The organism is Salegentibacter sp. BLCTC, from assembly GCF_015143665.1.
Lineage (GTDB): Bacteria > Bacteroidota > Bacteroidia > Flavobacteriales > Flavobacteriaceae > Salegentibacter > Salegentibacter maritimus.
The window spans coordinates 216,964-237,041 of record NZ_WYEW01000002.1 but is presented as its reverse complement, the minus strand read 5'-3'; the positions used below and the strand labels follow the sequence as shown (position 1 = coordinate 237,041).

Sequence of the window (20,078 nt, the reverse complement as noted above, 5' to 3'; positions counted from 1 at the left end):
CCAATTAAATGAAAAAACCAAAAAAATGCATTAGCGTTGAAGAGGCGCGTAAGGAACAGGACGAATGGGTAAGAACCCGCGGAAAAGACATCAGGGAAGCCGAGGGTTATGAAGATACCCGGGAATTCTGGTACAGTGTAGACGAATTACAGGAATACCTGGATTACGTTAAGGAGAAATCAAAGGAGCAGGGTGTAGAGAAACCGGGAATTCGGTTTTATTTAGGGGCTTATCCTACTACAAATGAGAAAAAAGGTTATTCTACCATGTTTCTCTCTCCCACCAAAGAGGCCCAGGGAGATACTGAAAGTACCGAGGAAGACACTGACCCTAATAATTATGAAATTGAGCCAATGAATATAACCCATGGTGGTTATCCTCCAAAAGATTATTAATGCATGATATCAGGTTTCTAGTTCTTCTACTTGAAGGTTTTGCTGCCATTTCCGGATTATATTATTATCAAAAAAAACCGACTGATAAAGCGGTCGGTTTTTTTTCTTATTTTTTGTTACTCACATTTTTTGTAGAAGCAATAGCTTTAATTCCTACGATGATTTATTGGAATGAGTCCTTGCATTTCTTGAAAGAAACTTTTTGGTATAGCAATTTCTGGCTTTATAACCCTTACCTGATTATCAGTTTTGTTGTTTATATTCTATATTTTAAGTGGAATATTTCGAATGAGAGAGTAAAAAATATTATTAATAAGAGCTTGATTTTATTTGTTGTGATCTGTATTCTTAATTTGATTTTTTCTGATGTATTTTTTCAAAGCCATTCTGTAGTGACTTATATACTAGGAAGTTTTTTGCTGGTAGGAGTTATTTTCTATTATTACTTTGAAATTTTACTAAGTTCTAAAATTCTAAATATCAAAAGGGAAATTAGTTTTTATATTTCCTTTCCAGCACTGCTGTTTTTTTTAACTACAACACCTATCATTATTTATTTTAAATATTTTAATAATAGAAGTCCGGAATTTGTGGAGATGAGTGGTTCGGTTATGATCGCAATGAATATATTTATGTATGGTGCCTATAGCATTGCCTTTTTATCCCTGGCCAATAAGAAAAAAACAAGTTCTAAGAATTTAGAGAATGCTTTCTAAAGAAGAGATTTTACTTATCATCTATTTTGTGGTAGTCATCTTGCTGCTAACGGCTTTTGTGATCGTATTTTTTGTAGTGTACCAAAGGCGTAAAAATAAAATGCTGCTAGAGCAATTTGAGGCTAAACAGCGTTTTGAGCGGGAAATTTCACAATCGCGTTTAGAAATGCAGGAACAAACTTTAAAAAATGTGGGGTGGGAATTGCACGATAATATTGGTCAGTTACTTTCTGTTGCCAATATGCAGTTGAATATTTTTTCAAGAAATCTACCTGAAGCCGAAAAAAACTCGGCTTTAGAAATTAAAGAAACCGTGGCGAATTCACTTCAGGAAGTGCGTTCGCTCTCAAAGTCCTTAAACAACCAGGTGGTTGGTTATGCCGGTTTGGTGGTTTCGGTAGAAAATGAACTGTCAAGGTTTCAGCGTATGGGCGTTATTGAAACCCACTTTGAAGTAACCGGAGAAAAACAGGAAATTCCGCAACAGCACAGTATAATTTTATTCAGGATCCTTCAGGAATTCTTTTCTAATGTGATCAAACACGCGAAAGCTTCAGCATTAAGGGTTCATATTGCTTTTACTTCCGAAGAAATTATTATTACTGCAAAAGATAACGGGCAGGGATTTGATATGGAAGCGGTAAAGAAGAATTCAGGATTATTCAATATGGAAAGCAGGGCAGCGCTGATACGGGCAAAGTTTGAGTTGGAAACTTCTATAGGCGCGGGAACTTCCTTATCTTTACGTTATTCTTTAATGGGGCAACAAGATGAATAATACAGTAGCAATTGTAGACGATCACACTTTATTTTCACAATCTTTAAAAAACCTGGTGAATTCTTTTGAGGATTACGAGGTTTCCGGCATTTATAAAAACGGGCAGGAACTGGTGACTCAATTTAAAGCCAACCAGCCTAAACCCGATTTGGTGTTGTTGGATATTAGAATGCCAATAATGGATGGCCCTGAAACGATGGCCTGGCTCAAAGAAAATTATCCCGACCAAAAAGTTTTGGCGCTTACTATGGAAGATGATGAGGAAACCGTGACTTTTATGGTGAAATTGGGTTGCCGCGGTTATCTATTAAAAGATATAGATCCAGATGAGTTTAAGTTTGCGCTGGATGAGGTGATAAAGGAAGGCTTTTTCTATAGCGATGCAGTTTCGGAAGCTATTAAAAATAAGGATAAAGAAAATAAACTCACCAATCTTACTAAACGCGAATTGGAATTTCTTGAACTGGCCTGTTCTGAAATGACCTATAAAGAAGTGGCCCACGAAATGAACCTTAGCCCAAAAACTATAGATGGATATCGAGAAAGCTTATTCCAGAAACTAAACGTAAGAAGCCGAACCGGTTTGGTGCTTTATGCGATTAAGCACAGGATTTTGTTGTTGTAAGGTCCCCAGCCTCCCGAAGTAAATTCTGTACAGGCTCCAAAGGGGGAGTTACGGAAATTTTAAACAGAATTAAGATTATTTGGATCTGTTTCTAATAATTCTGGTCTTATCATAGAACGTCATGCTGTCCCGACACTTCGGGATTGTTTCAGACTTTATCCCGAATTTTCTTCGGGAATCTAATATGAAAACTAGTTACGCTCTACTTAGACCTCCGATAAATTTCGGAGCAGGCTCTGAAATAAATTCAGTTTGACGCAAGTAAAAATCGGTTTATTAATTCAATTATTTTTTTATCCTTTTTCGCAGAATATGTGGACAAAATCCCGAGATTCAGGATGAGCGATTATTTTAATCGGTTATCCGCGGGGTTTTGGTCACGGTTTTTGGCCTTTCGCCAAAAAATTCCTTGAAAAAGGCGTCTTTTTCTTTGCTTCGTTTCTTTTGGACGAGCAAAAGAAATGAAGGGCAGGTCAAATCAAACATTTGCCTGACTAAAAGTTTTATAAATAAAAGCTATTCTTGTTTCAGTTAAATTTCATTAAATTCTTCTTTAAATATTACGGACTTTCAAACCAACATTTTCTACAGTATCTTCGTATAAATAAATACCGACTTTCGTGAACGAAACTCCTATAATAGAACTTCGAAATTTAAAGCTTAAAGACTATCAGGAACTAAAGGTTTCTATGATAAAAAGCTATCAGAAAATGCCAGAGGACTACTGGACCAAAGATGAAATAAGGAATCTGGTAAATAAATTTCCCGAAGGGCAGTTTTGTATCATTATAGATAATAAGATTGCCGGTTGTGCGCTTGCCATTATGATAGATTCTAAAAAGTTTGATGAAGACCATACCTATGAAGAAATTATAGGTGCTGAAAATTTTTCCAACCACACTAAAAATGGTGATATTTTATATGGAATAGATGTTTTTATTCATCCCGATTATCGCGGAATGCGTCTGGGAAGACGTTTATATGAAGCCCGAAAAGAGCTTTGTGAGCAGCTTAATTTAAAATCTATAGCCTTTGGGGGAAGAATACCCAATTATGGTGCTTATTCTAAAGAGCTTACACCAAAAAAGTATATAGAAAAAGTAAAACTTCAGGAAATCCATGATCCTGTGTTGTCTTTTCAACTTTCTAACGATTTTCACGTAAAAAAAGTGATAAAAGGCTATTTGCCCGGTGATGTTGAAAGTAAGGAGTATGCGGTACTCATGGAGTGGAACAATATTTATTATACCAAAACTACAAAGCTAATAGATACACCAAAAACTGTAGTAAGGCTTGGTTTGGTGCAATGGCAAATGCGACTCTTTAAGGATTATGATGCGCTGGTTTCACAAATTGAATTTTTTGTAGATGCAGTAAGTGATTACCAGAGTGATTTTATACTTTTTCCAGAACTTTTTAATGCGCCGCTTATGGCGCAGTTTAATGAATTGACCGAGCCTGAAGCCATCAGGGGACTTTCAACTTATTCTGAACGTTTGCTGGAGACTTTCCAGGAATTTGCGGTGAATTATAATATAAATATCATTACCGGAAGTATGCCTATGGTTATTGGGGAACATATGTATAATGTGGGCTTTTTATGCCGAAGGGATGGAAGTTACGAACGTTATGAGAAACTGCATATTACCCCTGCAGAAGAAGCTGCCTGGGGGATGAAGGGCGGTAGTAAACTGCAAACTTTTGATACCGACTGTGGGAAAATTGGTGTACTTATTTGCTATGATGTTGAATTTCCGGAAGTAGGAAGAATTTTGGCAGAGGAGGGAATGAATATTTTATTTGTTCCATTTATGACAGATACCCAAAACGGATATTCTCGCGTAAAAATATGTGCCCAGGCCAGGGCGGTTGAAAACGAATGCTATGTGGCCATGGCGGGATCTGTAGGAAATTTGCCTAAAGTAAATAATATGGATATTCAATATGCCCAAAGTGCCGTGCTAACACCATCAGATTTTGCATTTCCTGTAAATGGTATTAAAGCGGAAGCCACTCCAAATACCGAGAGTACCTTAATTGTAGATGTAGACTTAGACCTTTTAAAAGAGCTACATGCTTTTGGAAGCGTAAGAAATATGAAAGATCGACGAAAAGATTTATATTCATTAAAAAAGAAAAAATAAAAATTTGGTTTGTTTTTAAAAAAGATTACTTTTGGTCAAGATGCAAAGAATAAATAAAAATAGTAATACGTCAATTATTGTCGAGATTATTTTCCCCCTGGGAATCTGATCCGGAATTGATGTGCATTATAAAAGCAAAAACCATCCTTCCGGGATGGTTTTTTTTTGCGTTGATATGAGGTAAATAGAAAATTATGAAAAAAAACGTGAATTCAGCAATCGTAATAAAATAAAGTATAATTGTATGATATACAGTTCATTAAAACTATTTGCTTGGTCACGGAAATAGGTTTGAAGTCGTGAATACATCACTATAAACTAAAGAGGAAAGTACTTTTAATTTTATAAATAAGATATAGCTTAATATATGTACAATAAATATAGCAAAATATTAACACAAAGTGATTCGCAACCGGCATCACAAGCCATGTTGCACGCTATAGGATTAACCAAAGAAGATTTTAAAAAGCCTTTTGTAGGAATAGCCAGTACAGGTTATGAAGGTAATCCCTGCAATATGCATCTTAACGATTTAGCTAAGCTGGTTAAAAAAGGGGCAAATGAGAATGAACTGGTTGGTTTAATTTTTAATACTATTGGTGTTAGCGATGGGATCTCCATGGGTACCCCGGGTATGCGCTACTCACTGCCGTCTCGTGATATTATAGCAGATTCTATGGAAACGGTAATTCACGCGATGTCTTATGACGCATTGATTACGGTGGTAGGCTGCGATAAAAATATGCCCGGTGCATTAATGGCGATGTTGAGAATTAATAGACCGGCTATTTTGGTGTATGGCGGTACAATTGCCTCTGGATGTCACAACGGAAAGAAACTGGATGTAGTTTCAGCTTTTGAAGCCTGGGGAGCAAAAACTGCCGGCGATATAGATAAGGAAGAATACGATAGTATTATAGAAAAAGCCTGCCCTGGTGCAGGTGCTTGTGGCGGGATGTATACCGCCAATACCATGGCTTCTGCTATTGAAGCTCTGGGAATGGCCTTGCCTTATAATTCTTCTAACCCTGCCGAAGGGGAAGAAAAAAAAGCAGAAAGTGAAGAAGCCGGTAAAGCCGTGCGATTGCTTATAGAGAAAGATATAAAGCCTCGTGATATTGTAACACGTAAATCGCTTGAAAATGCTATTCGTTTACTTACAGTATTGGGCGGTTCTACCAATGCGGTGCTGCACTTTTTGGCTATAGCGAAATCGGCTGAAGTAGATTTTAGCTTAACAGATTTTGAGAAAATATGTGACAGTACCCCGTTTTTGGCCGATTTAAAGCCAAGTGGGAAATATGCTATGGAAGATGTACATAGAATTGGCGGGATTCCAGCGGTTCTAAAATATATGTTGAAAAATGATATGCTTCATGGCGATTGCCTTACGGTAACCGGAAAAACCCTTGCCGAAAACTTAGCCGATGTTCCCGATATGGAAGAAGGGCAGGATGTGTTTAGGCCATTAGATAACCCAATTAAGAAAACCGGGCATATTAGGATTCTTTATGGGAATCTGGCAGAAAAGGGGTCGGTTGCAAAAATTACGGGAAAAGAAGGTTTGGAATTTACCGGAACAGCTAAAGTATTTGATAGTGAGTATGAAGCTAACGATGGAATTTCTGAAGGAAAAGTAAAAAAGGGCGATGTGGTCGTCATTAGGTACGAAGGGCCTAAAGGAGGTCCCGGAATGCCTGAAATGTTGAAGCCTACTTCTGCAATTATGGGAGCAAAACTTGGTAAAGACGTAGCCTTGATTACCGATGGAAGATTTTCTGGAGGAACCCACGGTTTTGTTGTTGGCCATATTACTCCTGAAGCACAAGAGGGTGGATTACTGGCATTTTTGAAAGATGGAGATGAGATTACAATAAATGCCGAAAGCAATAAAATTGATGTGGCACTTTCAGCAGAAGAAATAAAGAAAAGAAAAGAAAACTGGAAAGCCCCCGATTTAAAATTTAACAAGGGTGTGCTCTATAAATACGCAAGAACGGTTTCTTCGGCCTCACAGGGCTGCGTTACCGATGAATTTTAATTAGGTGAATTATGGAAGTTAAAACAGCTAGTTTCGAGAAAACAGCTTCTCCAAAAACAACCACAGTTTCAGGAGCTGAAGCGGTGATAAAATGTTTGTTGGAGGAAGGAGTGGATACGCTTTACGGCTATCCCGGCGGAGCAATTATGCCCGTTTATGATGAATTGTATAAATATCAGAAACAAATTCACCACGTCCTTACCCGTCACGAGCAGGCTGCAACTCACGCAGCGCAAGGCTATGCAAGGGTAAGCGGAAAGGTAGGTGTTGCTATGGCAACATCGGGACCGGGTGCCACCAACCTGGTCACTGGAATTGCAGATGCACAAATAGATTCTACCCCAATGGTATGTATTACCGGGCAGGTAGGGTCTCATTTATTAGGAAGTGATGCTTTTCAGGAAACCGATATTATTGGAATTTCTACCCCTATTACCAAGTGGAATTACCAAATTACCAGAGCAGAAGAAATTCCTGAAGTTTTGGCAAAGGCTTTTTTTATAGCCCGATCTGGAAGACCTGGACCGGTATTGATAGACATCACTAAAGATGCACAGTTTGCAAGTTTGGATTTTTCGTATAAAAAATGTTCAGGAATTAGAAGTTATAAGCCTATTCCTAAAATAGACCCTAACCAAATTGAAAAAGCTGCCCAGGCCATTAATAATGCCAAAAGACCGATGATTGTTTTTGGTCAGGGAGTAATTCTAGGGGGTGCAGAAGAACTTTTTAAACAAGTAGTGGAAAAGTCGGGCGTGCCGGCTGCATGGACAATTTTGGGTCTTTCGGCCCTTCCAACAGATCATCCGCTTAATGTAGGGATGGTAGGAATGCATGGTAATTATGGTCCTAATGTACTAACCAATGAGTGCGATGTCTTGATCGCTATTGGGATGCGATTTGATGATAGGGTTACCGGAAATTTGGAGAAATATGCGAAGCAGGCAAAAGTGATTCATTTTGAAATAGATCCTGCCGAAATCAATAAAAATGTTTATGCCGATATTCCTGTTTTAGGAAATGTAAATGAAACCCTTAAAGTTTTATTAGAACATTTAAAACCGAATAAACACGAAGCCTGGCACCAAAAGTTCAAAGAGCATTATAAAATTGAATTTGATAAGGTTATAAAAAACGATTTGAATGCTGAACGGGGTAAAATAGGAATGGCGGAAGTTATTGATGAAATAAACACCTGTTCAAATGGCAACGCTGTAGTGGTTTCAGATGTGGGGCAGCATCAAATGGCAACCTGTAGATATACAAAATTTAATCAAACCCGAAGTAATGTGACTTCTGGCGGATTGGGAACTATGGGCTTTGCATTACCGGCAGCTATTGGAGCTAAAATGGGTGCGCCCAAACGAGACGTGGTAGCTATAATTGGAGATGGTGGTTACCAAATGACCATACAGGAATTAGGAACCATTTTTCAAACGAAAGTTCCCGTAAAGATAGTTGTATTAAATAACGACTTTTTGGGAATGGTGAGACAATGGCAACAGTTGTTTTTTGAAAAACGTTACGCTTCTACAGAAATGATTAACCCGGATTTTATAACTATTGCCAAAGGATATCATATTAAAGCCCGGCAGGTAAGTGAACGGGCAAATTTAAAAAATGCGGTTAAGGAAATGATGGAATCAGATGAAGCTTATTTCCTTGAAGTAAAAGTTGAACAGGAAGAAAATGTTTTCCCAATGGTTCCAACCGGGGCTTCAGTTTCAGATATAAGATTAGAGTAATGGAAAAGAAGAATTTTACTGTTTCGGTTTATACCGAAAACAATATCGGCCTTTTAAGTCGTATTGCTGCTATTTTTCAGCGAAGACATATTAATATAGAAAGTATAACTGCCTCCAGAAGTGAGGTGAATGGGGTTATGCGATTTATAATTGTGGTGCAGGTAACAGAAGAACAGGTAAAAAAGATCGTGGGGCAAATAGAAAAGCAAATAGAAGTAATTAAAGCTTTTTATCATACTGATAAGGAAATGATCTACCAGGAGACTGCGCTTTATAAGATAAATTCGGCAGAATTTGTGGAAGATCTTAATATACAGGATTTTATAAAAGAATCTAATGCAAGAATTGTAACGGTTACCCCAAAGTTTTTTGTGATTGAAAAAACCGGAAAACGTCACGAAACCGATAACCTTTATGAAAAATTAAAGCCTTATGGTTTGATGCAGTTTGTACGTTCGGGTACTATTGCGGTAACCAAAAATGAAATGCAGATTTCGAATATTTTAGAACAATTTGATACAACCAATTAAATAAAAGTGATGACGAATTATTTTAACAGTCTTTCTTTACGTGAACAATTAGCCCAGCTGGGAACCTGTAGGTTTATGAATAGCGATGAATTCAGCGATGGAGTGGCTGCTTTAAAAGGAAAAAAAATAGTAATAGTTGGCTGTGGCGCACAAGGCCTTAACCAGGGTTTAAATATGCGCGATAGCGGCCTGGATATTTCCTATGCCCTGCGCGAAGGTGCCATTAAGGAGAAACGCCAGTCGTTTAAAAATGCTTCAGAGAATAATTTTGAGGTAGGAACTTATGAAGAATTAATTCCTAAAGCCGATTTGGTAATTAACCTAACACCAGATAAGCAACATACTTCAGTTATAAAGGCTATTCAGCCACATATCAAAAAGAATGCGGTACTTTCTTATTCCCACGGATTTAATATCGTGGAAGAGGGAATGAAAATTAGGGAAGATATTACCGTAATTATGGTAGCCCCTAAATGCCCGGGAAGTGAAGTGAGGGAAGAATATAAAAGAGGTTTCGGTGTTCCTACTTTAATAGCGGTACATCCTGAAAACGATCCGCAGGGAATTGGTTTCGAATGGGCTAAAGCTTATGCTGTGGCTACCGGTGGAGATCGTGCCGGGGTTTTAGAATCTTCGTTTGTTGCCGAGGTAAAATCTGATTTAATGGGAGAGCAAACCATTTTATGCGGATTGTTACAAACTGGTTCTATACTAAGTTATGATAAAATGGTGGCTGAAGGTGTAGAGCCTTCTTATGCTTCTAAACTTATTCAATATGGATGGGAAACTATTACCGAAGCCTTAAAGCACGGTGGTATTACCAATATGATGGATAGGCTTTCAAATCCTGCTAAGATTAAGGCTAATGAAATTTCAGAAGAACTGAAGAAATTAATGCGTCCGCTTTTTCAAAAACATATGGATGATATTATCTCTGGAGCTTTTAGCAGTAGAATGATGGAAGATTGGGGGAATAATGATAAGGAATTACTGGAGTGGCGAGCAGCAACCGGTGAAACTGCTTTTGAAAAATCTGAAGCCACTTCAGAAGAAATAAAGGAGCAGGAATATTTTGATAAAGGGGTGCTATTGGTAGCCTTTGTAAAATCTGGAGTAGAATTAGCTTTTGAAACTATGGTTGAAGCCGGTATTATTGCAGATTCTGCTTATTACGAATCTTTGCATGAAACTCCACTAATTGCCAACACTATAGCCAGAAAGAAATTATTTGAAATGAATAGGATCATTTCCGATACGGCAGAATACGGTTGTTATTTATTTGACCATTCGGCAAAACCGCTTATTAAAGATTATGTAAATGCCTTACCAAAAGAGGTGATTGGCCATTCTTTTGGGACCGAATATACCGGGGTAGATAACCAGGAGCTTATTGCTGTTAATGATGGCATTAGACAACATCCGGTAGAAAAAGTAGGTGGAAGATTGCGAAAAGCAATGACCGCAATGAAAAGAATACACGAATAAATATGGATATTTTGCTGGCAGATAAAAAAATATACAAACCTCAATTGAAAGCTGTAAAAGAAGCGGTAGAGCGTATCTCTAAAGTGGTTGTAAAGACACCTTTAACACCATCTTTTACGTATAGCAAGAAGTTTTCGGCAAATGTAATGTTGAAGAGAGAAGACTTGCAACAAGTTCGTTCCTATAAAATACGCGGAGCTTATAATAAGATTTCAAGCTTGCCAAAGCAGCAGTTGGATAAAGGGGTTATTTGTGCCAGCGCAGGAAATCACGCGCAAGGTGTTGCTTTTGCCTGCAATAAGTTGCAGGCAAAGGGCGTGATTTATATGCCAATTACTACACCCAAACAAAAAGTAGATCAAACTAAGATGTTTGGAGGAGATTGGGTAGAAGTAGTACTTAAAGGCGATACTTTTGATGACTCTTTTAAGAGCTCTATGAAACATGCCGAGAAATTTGGTCTTGTATTTATTCATCCTTTTGATGATGAAAAGGTTATTGAAGGACAGGCTACTATTGGTCTCGAAATATTAGAACAGGCAAATGAACCTATAGATTATGTTTTCGCCCCACTGGGTGGAGGTGGTTTATTGGCCGGGCTTTCTTCTATGTTTAAAGAGATTTCTCCAAATACTAAAATTATTGGCGTTGAACCCGAAGGCGCAGCATCTATGACTACCTCCTTAAAGGAAGGTAAATTGGTAGAGCTGGAATCTATAGAACGCTTTGTAGATGGAGCCGCAGTACAAAAAGTTGGAAGTCGTAATTTCGAAATTTGTAAAGAGAACCTGGATAAAATGATCACGGTTCCGGAAGGCAAGATTTGCCAAACTATCCTCGATTTATATAACCAGGATGCTATTGTAGTGGAACCCGCCGGAGCAATGGCCATAAGTGCACTAGATTTATTTGCCGAAGAAATTAAAGGTAAAAATGTGGTGTGTATTGTTAGTGGTAGCAATAATGACATAACCAGGACAGCAGAGATTAAAGAACGTGCTTTACTGTATGCCGGTTTAAAGCATTATTTTGTAATAAGTTTCCCGCAAAGGGCAGGCGCTTTAAAAGATTTTTTAGACAAGGTGTTGGGACCTAATGATGACATCACCCATTTTGAATACACAAAAAAGCATCATAGGGAGAATGCTCCTGCGGTTGTTGGGATAGAACTCAATGACCCGGCAGATTTTCAACCTTTGCTTGATAGAATGAAAGCGAATAATTTTTATGGGGAATATCTTAATGACAAGCCTAATTTGTTTCAGTATTTAGTATAAATATTTTGTTGGTTAAAATAATTATGTACATTTGCGTTATGCTTTCAATAAAGAAAATAATATTTCCCGTTTTTCGCTTCTTCCCGCGCCGCCGCTGCTAGGAAGAATACGGTTATTTCCTTTTTTTAATATTATTTGACTTTAACTATACCTTGAAAGATTTACAAAACATACTATCCAAATTTAATTTCAGAATTGCTTCTGAAAATATAGTTATTCGCCGCCGCTTCCCGCGTCGCACGTTTGTGCGTGTATAATTTATATGGAACTTAGGTGAGTCCGGTTCCCCTCTCAAAAAGACCAAATTAAATTTATTTTCTCACTAATTTCTTAGCAAATGAAGATAATCATTGCTAATAAATCTCATGCTCAATATGCTGAGATTATTTGTACAACTATAGAAGAATCTGCCAAAGTTAGAGGTACAGGTATTGCCCGTAGAACCCCTGAATATATCATTGGGAAAATGGAAAAGGGAAACGCGGTTATTGCCTTAGAAGGTGAAGAATTTGCCGGTTTCTGCTATATTGAAACCTGGAGTCACGACAGGTATGTGGCAAACTCGGGCCTTATTGTACACCCTAATTTTAGGAACCAGGGACTGGCCAAAAGAATAAAAGAAGTGGTCTTTGACCATTCGAGAAAGTTGTATCCCAATGCAAAGATCTTCGGGATTACTACCGGTCTGGCCGTGATGAAAATAAATTATGAACTGGGGTACCAGCCCGTAACTTTTTCTGAATTAACCGACGATGATTCGTTTTGGAAAGGTTGTCAAACCTGTAAAAATTACGATATCCTTACCAGAACAGAGCGAAATATGTGTCTTTGTACAGGAATGATGTACGATCCTGAAAGAAAAAAAGAGCTCCAAAAAAATCAGAAAAAAGAAAGCTTAAATAAGAAAGCCTTTAAAAGGCTGAAGAATATTAAACAAACCTTGTTTTATAAAAAGGAGAAAAACGAGAATTAAAATTAAACTTATCGTCAACCTGAGCGTGTCACTTCGAGCGGAGTCGAGAAGTCATCTTCTAAATTAGTTAGATCCTGAAACAATTTCAGTTTGGCGTTTTAAAAAATTAAATAAAAATGAAGAAAGTAGTTATTGCATATAGTGGAGGCTTAGATACTTCTTATTGCGCAAAATATTTGTCTAAAGAAGAAAATTTCGAGGTTCATGCGGTGAGTGTGAATACCGGAGGTTTTTCAGAAGAAGAAGTTAAGAAAATTGGGGAAAATGCGCAAAAAATAGGGGCAAAAACCTATAAGAATATAGATGCTGTTTCCTCATTCTATCAGAAAGTGGTAAAGTACCTGATTTTTGGAAATGTTTTAAAAAACAATACGTACCCACTTTCGGTAAGTGCCGAAAGGATTGTACAGGCTATAGAAATTGTAAATTATGCCAAAAGTATTGATGCAAAATATATAGCACACGGTAGTACAGGAGCTGGAAATGACCAGGTGAGGTTTGATATGATTTTTCAAATTATAGCTCCCGAAATTGAAATTATTACACCTATTAGGGATAAACAACTAAGTCGCCAGGAAGAGATTGCCTATTTACAGGAAAATGGAGTGGATATGAGTTGGGAGAAATCAAAATATTCGGTTAATAAAGGTCTTTGGGGAACCAGTGTAGGAGGAGAAGAGACTTTAACTTCAGAAAAACCTTTACCCGAGTTGGCTTACCCTTCACAACTTCAGGAAAAAGCGTCCAAACAAATTAGTTTGAGTTTTACAAAGGGTGAACTCTCAGCAATAAATGGAGAAGAGAATTCGCCAGAAAAAAATATTGAAATTCTTGAAAATATAGCTTCAAAATATGCCATAGGAAGGGATATCCATGTTGGGGATACTATAATTGGAATTAAAGGAAGGGTTGGTTTTGAGGCTGCTGCCGCACAAATTACCATTAAAGCACATCATTTGCTAGAAAAACATTGCCTTAGCAAATGGCAGTTACAACATAAAGATTATTTAGCCAATTGGTACGGGACACATTTGCACGAAGGCCAATATTTAGACCCTGTAATGAGAGATTTAGAAGCTTTTTTAGAAAGTTCACAGAAACAGGTTAGCGGGGAAGTTTTTGTAAGCCTACATCCGTATAGATTTACACTTGATGGAATTAAATCTAAAAACGATTTAATGAATTCAAGCTTTGGAAATTATGGAGAGGAAAATAAGGCCTGGACGGCAAATGATGCTAAAGGCTTTATAAAAATTTTATCTAATGCCGGTAAGGTTTATCAACATGTAAAAGGAGAATAATGATAAAAGCAGGAATAATAGGTGGTGCCGGATATACGGCAGGAGAACTTATCAGGATTTTAATACATCATCCGGAGGTGGAACTGGATTTTGTTTATAGCACTTCGCAACCGGGAAAACCGGTTGCTGGAATACACCAGGATTTACTGGGGGAAACCGATTTGGAATTTAGCGGTGAAATCAATAAAAATACAGATGTGGTTTTTTTATGTTTGGGACATGGAAATTCAGTGAAATTTCTTGCTGAAAACCAGTTTTCAGAAAATACCAAAATCATAGATTTAAGTACCGATTATAGGATGGATGGTGAGCACGAGTTTGTTTACGGTTTACCTGAGTTCAATAAGGAGAAGATTAAAAACGCCAACTTTATAGCCAATCCCGGTTGCTTTGCTACAGCTATTAGCTTAGCTATTTTACCTTTGGCAAAAGCGGGGCTGCTACAAAACGATGTTCATATTAACGCGGTTACCGGGGCAACCGGTGCAGGAACCTCCCTTTCTGCCACTACACATTTTACCTGGAGGGATAATAATTTTTCCAGTTACAAAGCTTTTGAACATCAGCACTTAAACGAGATAGGGCAGAGTTTAAAAAAACTTCAGGACAATAAGTTACCAGAATTGAATTTTATTCCAAATAGGGGAAATTTCTCAAGAGGAATCCACGTCACGGCTTATACAAAGTTTGATGGAAGTTTAGAAGAAGCCAAAGCTATTTTCACCGAAGCTTATAAAGATTCGGCGTTTACATTTTTGGTTGAGGAGGCATTGCATCTAAAACAAGTAGTAAATACCAATAAATGTTTATTGAAATTACAGAAATTTGGTGATAAGTTTTTGATTACCAGTATTATTGATAATTTGTTAAAAGGAGCTTCAGGACAGGCAGTTCAGAATATGAATTTGATGTTTGGATTTGAAGAAAGCTTAGGACTAAAACTAAAGGCCACTTATTTTTAACAAAAAATTACCTCCAGGTAAAAGTCCGAATCATAATACCATTAACTAATAAAAACTATTAAAAAAGAATAGTAGTGAATTTATAACAAGCCCAGCCAACTAAAACCAAGAATTATGAAAATAGCCATTATAGGAGCCGGTAATTTAGGACTTTCTATCGCGAAAGGCCTTATTGTGAGCAATGCCTTCACCAGTTTGTATTTAACCAAAAGAAAAGCAGAAGATATTCAGGATTATGAAGAATATGCGAAGCTAAAGGTAACAGCTAATAACAGGGAAGCAGTTCAAAATTCAGATATTTTAATCTTTGCCGTACAACCTACACAAATGGGTGGGATTCTGGAAGAGATTAAGGACGATCTTTCCGATAAGCACGTACTTATTTCTACCGTAACAGGGTTTAAAATTCCTGCGATGGAAGCCATAGTGGGGGAGGAGCAATTTATTGTAAGGGCTATGCCCAATACGGCTATTGCTGTTGGAAAATCCATGACCTGCCTTTGTAGTAACAAAAAGGGAGAGAAACGTATCGCTATTGCAGAAGCAATATTTAATCGTTTGGGTAGCAGTATCATTATCCCAGAAAACAAAATGCAGGCAGCTACGGTAATTTGTGCAAGTGGAATTGCATTTTGGATGCGGTTAATACGTGCCACCACGCAAGGGGCCGTGCAATTGGGCTTTGACGCTAAAGATGCACAGCAATTAGCGATGCAAACCTGTTTGGGAGCTTCCAGCTTGCTTATAGAGTCTGGTAAACATCCCGAAGAGGAAATTGATAAAGTAACCACGCCGCGGGGCTGCACAATAGAAGGCTTAAACGAAATGGAACATAATGGCTTGAGTTCTTCTCTAATTAAAGGAATCCAATCCTCATTTAAAAAAATAAACACTATTACAACCAATTAACTATGCAATTATTTGATGTTTATCCGCTTTATGATATTACCCCAGTGAAAGGAAAGGGCGCTTATGTTTTTGATAAAGAAGGAAATAAATATTTAGATCTTTATGGGGGGCATGCGGTAATTTCTATTGGGCATTCCCACCCGGCTTATGTAAACTCTATTACCAATCAAGTAGCTCAACTTGGATTTTACTCAAACTCGATTAAAAACCCTTTACAACAAGAACTTGCTAATAAGTTGGAAAAAGTTTCAGGAATAAAAGACTATAATTTATTTTTATGTAATTCTGGGGCCGAAGCCAATGAAAATGCATTAAAAGTAGCTTCTTTTTATACAGGTAAAGATCGGGTTATTTACTTTGATAACGCTTTTCACGGAAGAACTTCCGGTGTGGTTGCAGTAACCGATAATGATAATATTAAAGCACCTTTTAACCAAAATCACAAGGCTACAAAGCTTGCTCTTGAAGATACCGAAACACTTGAGGAAGAATTGAAAAAAGGAGATGTTGCCGCGGTAATTTTTGAAGTGATACAGGGAGTGGGAGGCCTGGATGAAGCTAGCTCGGCATTTTATAAAAAGATAGCTGAATTATGTAAGCAGTATCAATCAGCCATCATTGCAGACGAAGTACAGTCTGGTTATGGAAGGACGGGAGACTTTTTTGCTTATCAAAAACACGGTATTCGGCCCGATATAATATCTATAGCCAAAGGTATGGGCAATGGTTTTCCTATTGGTGGAGTTTTGATTGATAAGGCCATTGAAGCAAAAACCGGGATGCTGGGAACAACTTTTGGTGGAAATCACCTGGCTTGTGCCGCCGGAATTTCGGTTCTGGAAATTATTGAAAAGGACAATCTGGTAGAAAATGCTGCCGGGCTATTTAAATATGTTGAGGAAAAAGCCTCAGAAATATCTCAAATAAAAAAAGTAAAAGGACGTGGTTTAATGATTGGCCTGGAATTCGATTTTCCCATCGCCCAGTTAAGAAAAGACTTGTTGTATAAACATCAAATTTTTACCGGTGCTGCTGCTAATAAAAATCTACTGCGAATTTTACCACCATTAAACCTTCAAAAACAACACTTTGATACGTTTTTTAAAGCTTTAAAGATTGCTTTAGATTGAACGGTTTTGAAGTTTTAAAAAAGCTTAGGTTTAAATTAATTTCAATAGTAAAAGAAGCATTCTCTAAAAAGTCGTCAAGCTGAATTTGATTCAGCTTTTAATAACTTAGTTTTTCAAAGTTTTAAGATTGTTTCAAAAGAAAGAAAATACCATGAAGAATTATACAGAATTATCAGATATACAAGATTTACAAGGCTTGGTTACCGAAGCCCTGGAGCTTAAAAAAGCTACTTCTGCCTTAGAAATAGGGAAAGGAAAAACCCTGGGGATGTTATTCTTTAATCCTAGTTTGCGTACGCGTTTAAGTACAGAAAAGGCAGGGAAATTACTGGGAATGGATGTTATGGTAATGAATGCAGGGAGCGATAGCTGGAAGCTTGAGTTTGGAGATGGAGCGGTTATGGATGCCGATAAAGCAGAACATATTAAAGAAGCTGCCGCAGTATTATCTCAGTATTGCGATATTATTGCAGTAAGGGCGTTTCCCGATCTAAAAGATAAAGAGAAAGACGAAGCTGAGATAGTTTTAAACAGTTTTAAAAAATATGCTTCAGTACCGGTAGTAAATCTGGAAAGTGCTACAGGTCACCCGCTTCAGGCACTTGCCGATGCGATTACTATTTCAGAATTAAACAAAAAAGATAAACCAAAAATTGTACTTAGCTGGGCACCGCACCCAAAGGCTTTACCCCAGAGTGTACCAAATTCTTTTGCTGAAGTTGTTCAAAAACTGGACGCCGAATTTGTAATCACTAATCCCGAAGGTTATGATCTTAATCCTGCAATCACTAAAAACGTCCCTGTTATCCACAACCAGGAAGAGGCATTAAAAGATGCCGATTTTGTGTATGTGAAGAATTGGAGCAGTTATGATACTTATGGAGAAAAGTTAAATGAAGATCGAAACTGGACTTTTTCTGCCGAAAAATTAAAATTAACCAATAACGCAAGGGTAATGCATTGCCTACCGGTAAGAAGAAACATGGTCATTGCCGATGAGGTGTTGGATTCAGAAAATTCGGTAGTGATTCAACAGGCCGGAAATAGAACCTTTGCTGCACAAGCCGTCTTAAAAAAGATTTTAGAAGAAAAAGTAAAAGATTTAGGAAAAAATGTATAACGCGTGCCTGGTTTAAGAAGCACTCGATTCTACAATATTAACAAAGTATGAAAAAAAAGGTTCTAAAAGTAGTAAAGATTGGCGGTAAACTTATTGAAAATGAAGCGAAATTCACTGAGTTTCTAAAGGATTTTGTTGCTTTAGAAGGTCCAAAAATCCTTGTGCATGGCGGTGGAAACCTGGCCACTGAGATGGCGGGTAAACTAGGCTATAAAACCCAAATGTTTGAAGGAAGAAGAATTACCGATGCCAATTCTATTAAAGTAATTACTATGGTCTATGGAGGTCTTATCAACAAAGATATTGTTGCTAAATTACAGGGGCTTCAAAATAACGCTATAGGACTTTGCGGAGCAGACGGATTGAGTATTATTTCTGAAAAACGCCCCATTAAGGAGGTTGATTTTGGATTTGTAGGTGATGTGAAGAAGGTAAACGCTAATTTTATAGACTCCATTTTAGCGCAAAATATCACACCTGTTTTTTCGGCCATTTCCTGTACTGAAGAAGGATTATTGTTAAATACCAATGGAGATTCTGTTGCCGCTGAGATTACCCAGGCAATGAGTTCAATTTATGAAACCGAACTCTATTTCTGTTTTGAGAAAAAAGGCGTTTTAGCCGACGCGAAAAATGATGATTCTGTAATTGGCGAAATTAATCGCGAAAAATATGAGGAGTTGTTATCGGACAAAGTAATAAGTGATGGCATGTTACCAAAATTGCATAACTGTTTTCAGGCATTAGATCATGGTGTTAAGCAAATATTTTTGGGTGATTTTCAGTTGCTAAAAAAGGAATCTAAATACACTAAAATAAGTAAGTAATGAAGCTTGAAGAACTACAAAAAGAAGCCCTGGGCTTGTTGCAAAACCTTATTGAAACACAATCTTTCTCAAAAGAAGAAGATAAAACCGCTGAATTGCTGGAAGCCTGGTTTAAGGGGAAAGGGATACCTTTCACGAGAGATTTAAACAATGTTTGGGCAACCAATAAATATTTCGATTCAGCTAAACCTAACCTGTTACTTAATTCGCATCACGATACGGTAAAACCAAATTCTGCTTATACCAGAGATCCATTTAAGGCTAGCATTGAAGATGGGAAACTATATGGATTGGGAAGTAATGATGCCGGTGGCTGTCTTGTATCCTTACTTGCAACATTTACCTGGTTTTATGAAGCTAAAGACCTGGATTATAATTTGGTTTTTGCAGGAACAGGGGAGGAAGAAATAAATGGTAAAAATGGTATTGCCAGTTTATTACCAAAAATGCCGAAAATTGATGTAGCTATTGTTGGGGAGCCTACCTTAATGCAACTGGCCATTGCTGAAAAAGGCCTTGTTGTTTTTGATGCTAAGGTAAAAGGAACTCCATCTCACGCGGCACATCCCAACGATGATAATTCTATTTATAAAACCGCAGATGTTTTAAAATGGTTTGAGGCATTTAAGTTTCCAAAAGCATCTGAAGCATTGGGAGAAGTGAAGCTCACCGTAACCCAAATCAATGCCGGGAGCCAACATAATGTGGTACCGGGTCACGTAGATTTAGTGATTGATGTTCGGGTAAATGACGCCTATTCTAACGCGGAAATAGAGGAGATTTTGCAAAAGCAGGCTCCGGTAGATGAAATTAAGGCACGTTCGCTTAGGTTAAATTCATCATTTATTCCTAAAAATCACGAATTGGTAAAAGCCGGGATAGCCTTAGGAATGGAAACTTACGGTTCGCCCACCCTTTCAGACCAGGCTATGTTAAGTTGCCCGTCTTTAAAATTGGGGCCGGGTGATTCTACCAGGTCACATTCAGCCGATGAATTTATTTATGTTAAGGAAATAGAAGAAGGGATTGAAAAGTATATTACGTTATTGGAAAAAGCGTTGAGAATATAAAGACTATAAGTAGACTGATAGAAAAATTTACGTCAAGCTGAACCTGCCCG

The 20,078-nt window shown here is 37.6% G+C and carries 18 protein-coding genes; all 18 read left to right on the top strand.

The window, feature by feature from the left end; genetic code table 11:
• Positions 1 to 8: 8 nt before the first annotated feature.
• Positions 9 to 395: a hypothetical protein gene (locus tag GUB10_RS03135; RefSeq protein WP_193709983.1), complete on the top strand. Its 387-nt coding sequence runs from the start codon at positions 9 to 11 to the stop codon at positions 393 to 395.
• Positions 395 to 1,111: a hypothetical protein gene (locus GUB10_RS03130; protein ID WP_193709982.1), complete on the top strand. Its 717-nt coding sequence runs from the start codon at positions 395 to 397 to the stop codon at positions 1,109 to 1,111. Before GUB10_RS03135 ends, GUB10_RS03130 begins: the two co-directional genes overlap by 1 nt.
• Positions 1,101 to 1,889, top strand: a complete 789-nt coding sequence (locus GUB10_RS03125; protein WP_193709981.1) for a sensor histidine kinase — start codon at positions 1,101 to 1,103, stop codon at positions 1,887 to 1,889. The genes GUB10_RS03130 and GUB10_RS03125 overlap by 11 nt, the downstream gene beginning before the upstream one ends.
• On the top strand, positions 1,882 to 2,514 hold the full coding sequence (locus GUB10_RS03120) for a response regulator transcription factor (protein WP_193709980.1): 633 nt from the start codon (positions 1,882 to 1,884) through the stop codon (positions 2,512 to 2,514). Before GUB10_RS03125 ends, GUB10_RS03120 begins: the two co-directional genes overlap by 8 nt.
• 620 nt (positions 2,515 to 3,134) lie before the next feature.
• The gene (locus GUB10_RS03115; RefSeq protein WP_193709979.1) at positions 3,135 to 4,658 is read left to right on the top strand and encodes a bifunctional GNAT family N-acetyltransferase/carbon-nitrogen hydrolase family protein; all 1,524 of its coding nucleotides are present in this window, start codon (positions 3,135 to 3,137) and stop codon (positions 4,656 to 4,658) included.
• Between the two features lie 367 nt (positions 4,659 to 5,025).
• A complete protein-coding gene (gene ilvD, locus GUB10_RS03110) occupies positions 5,026 to 6,699 on the top strand; it encodes a dihydroxy-acid dehydratase (protein ID WP_193709978.1) in 1,674 nt (557 codons plus the stop codon).
• Between the two features lie 11 nt (positions 6,700 to 6,710).
• Positions 6,711 to 8,444, top strand: a complete 1,734-nt coding sequence (gene ilvB, locus GUB10_RS03105; protein WP_193709977.1) for a biosynthetic-type acetolactate synthase large subunit — start codon at positions 6,711 to 6,713, stop codon at positions 8,442 to 8,444.
• Positions 8,444 to 8,974 carry an acetolactate synthase small subunit gene (ilvN, locus tag GUB10_RS03100; protein ID WP_193709976.1) on the top strand — a complete coding sequence of 177 codons (531 nt, stop codon included), beginning with the start codon at positions 8,444 to 8,446 and terminating at the stop codon, positions 8,972 to 8,974. Before ilvB ends, ilvN begins: the two co-directional genes overlap by 1 nt.
• Positions 8,975 to 8,983: 9 nt before the next feature.
• On the top strand, positions 8,984 to 10,459 hold the full coding sequence (ilvC, locus tag GUB10_RS03095) for a ketol-acid reductoisomerase (protein ID WP_193709975.1): 1,476 nt from the start codon (positions 8,984 to 8,986) through the stop codon (positions 10,457 to 10,459).
• A gap of 2 nt (positions 10,460 to 10,461) precedes the next feature.
• Positions 10,462 to 11,736 (top strand): threonine ammonia-lyase IlvA, encoded by a 1,275-nt coding sequence (gene ilvA / locus GUB10_RS03090; protein ID WP_193709974.1) that lies wholly within the window; start codon positions 10,462 to 10,464, stop codon positions 11,734 to 11,736.
• Positions 11,737 to 12,073: 337 nt separating this feature from the next.
• A complete protein-coding gene (locus tag GUB10_RS03085; protein WP_193709973.1) occupies positions 12,074 to 12,709 on the top strand; it encodes a GNAT family N-acetyltransferase in 636 nt (211 codons plus the stop codon).
• Between the two features lie 116 nt (positions 12,710 to 12,825).
• A complete protein-coding gene (locus GUB10_RS03080) occupies positions 12,826 to 14,010 on the top strand; it encodes an argininosuccinate synthase (RefSeq protein WP_193709972.1) in 1,185 nt (394 codons plus the stop codon).
• Complete coding sequence (gene argC, locus GUB10_RS03075; RefSeq protein ID WP_193709971.1) at positions 14,010 to 14,972, top strand: N-acetyl-gamma-glutamyl-phosphate reductase; 963 nt, start codon at positions 14,010 to 14,012, stop codon at positions 14,970 to 14,972. Before GUB10_RS03080 ends, argC begins: the two co-directional genes overlap by 1 nt.
• Positions 14,973 to 15,086: 114 nt before the next feature.
• The gene (gene proC, locus GUB10_RS03070) at positions 15,087 to 15,881 is read left to right on the top strand and encodes a pyrroline-5-carboxylate reductase (protein ID WP_193709970.1); all 795 of its coding nucleotides are present in this window, start codon (positions 15,087 to 15,089) and stop codon (positions 15,879 to 15,881) included.
• Positions 15,882 to 15,883: 2 nt separating this feature from the next.
• Positions 15,884 to 17,011, top strand: a complete 1,128-nt coding sequence (locus GUB10_RS03065; protein WP_193709969.1) for an aspartate aminotransferase family protein — start codon at positions 15,884 to 15,886, stop codon at positions 17,009 to 17,011.
• Between the two features lie 151 nt (positions 17,012 to 17,162).
• Positions 17,163 to 18,131, top strand: coding sequence for an N-acetylornithine carbamoyltransferase (locus GUB10_RS03060; RefSeq protein WP_193709968.1), 969 nt, complete (start codon positions 17,163 to 17,165; stop codon positions 18,129 to 18,131).
• 47 nt (positions 18,132 to 18,178) lie between these two features.
• A complete protein-coding gene (argB, locus tag GUB10_RS03055; protein WP_193709967.1) occupies positions 18,179 to 18,958 on the top strand; it encodes an acetylglutamate kinase in 780 nt (259 codons plus the stop codon).
• Positions 18,958 to 20,028, top strand: a complete 1,071-nt coding sequence (locus tag GUB10_RS03050) for a M20 family metallo-hydrolase (RefSeq protein WP_193709966.1) — start codon at positions 18,958 to 18,960, stop codon at positions 20,026 to 20,028. Before argB ends, GUB10_RS03050 begins: the two co-directional genes overlap by 1 nt.
• Positions 20,029 to 20,078 lie beyond the last annotated feature (50 nt).

Excerpts from the sequence above, each read along its gene's own strand:
- GUB10_RS03135 (WP_193709983.1), top strand. The coding sequence starts at position 9 with ATGAAAAAACCAAAAAAATGCATTAGCGTTGAAGAGGCGCGTAAGGAA.
- GUB10_RS03130 (WP_193709982.1), top strand. The coding sequence starts at position 395 with ATGCATGATATCAGGTTTCTAGTTCTTCTACTTGAAGGTTTTGCTGCC.
- GUB10_RS03125 (WP_193709981.1), top strand. The coding sequence starts at position 1,101 with ATGCTTTCTAAAGAAGAGATTTTACTTATCATCTATTTTGTGGTAGTC.
- GUB10_RS03120 (WP_193709980.1), top strand. The coding sequence starts at position 1,882 with ATGAATAATACAGTAGCAATTGTAGACGATCACACTTTATTTTCACAA.
- ilvD (WP_193709978.1), top strand. The coding sequence starts at position 5,026 with ATGTACAATAAATATAGCAAAATATTAACACAAAGTGATTCGCAACCG.
- ilvB (WP_193709977.1), top strand. The coding sequence starts at position 6,711 with ATGGAAGTTAAAACAGCTAGTTTCGAGAAAACAGCTTCTCCAAAAACA.
- ilvN (WP_193709976.1), top strand. The coding sequence starts at position 8,444 with ATGGAAAAGAAGAATTTTACTGTTTCGGTTTATACCGAAAACAATATC.
- ilvC (WP_193709975.1), top strand. The coding sequence starts at position 8,984 with ATGACGAATTATTTTAACAGTCTTTCTTTACGTGAACAATTAGCCCAG.
- ilvA (WP_193709974.1), top strand. The coding sequence starts at position 10,462 with ATGGATATTTTGCTGGCAGATAAAAAAATATACAAACCTCAATTGAAA.
- GUB10_RS03085 (WP_193709973.1), top strand. The coding sequence starts at position 12,074 with ATGAAGATAATCATTGCTAATAAATCTCATGCTCAATATGCTGAGATT.
- GUB10_RS03080 (WP_193709972.1), top strand. The coding sequence starts at position 12,826 with ATGAAGAAAGTAGTTATTGCATATAGTGGAGGCTTAGATACTTCTTAT.
- argC (WP_193709971.1), top strand. The coding sequence starts at position 14,010 with ATGATAAAAGCAGGAATAATAGGTGGTGCCGGATATACGGCAGGAGAA.
- proC (WP_193709970.1), top strand. The coding sequence starts at position 15,087 with ATGAAAATAGCCATTATAGGAGCCGGTAATTTAGGACTTTCTATCGCG.
- GUB10_RS03065 (WP_193709969.1), top strand. The coding sequence starts at position 15,884 with ATGCAATTATTTGATGTTTATCCGCTTTATGATATTACCCCAGTGAAA.
- GUB10_RS03060 (WP_193709968.1), top strand. The coding sequence starts at position 17,163 with ATGAAGAATTATACAGAATTATCAGATATACAAGATTTACAAGGCTTG.
- argB (WP_193709967.1), top strand. The coding sequence starts at position 18,179 with ATGAAAAAAAAGGTTCTAAAAGTAGTAAAGATTGGCGGTAAACTTATT.
- GUB10_RS03050 (WP_193709966.1), top strand. The coding sequence starts at position 18,958 with ATGAAGCTTGAAGAACTACAAAAAGAAGCCCTGGGCTTGTTGCAAAAC.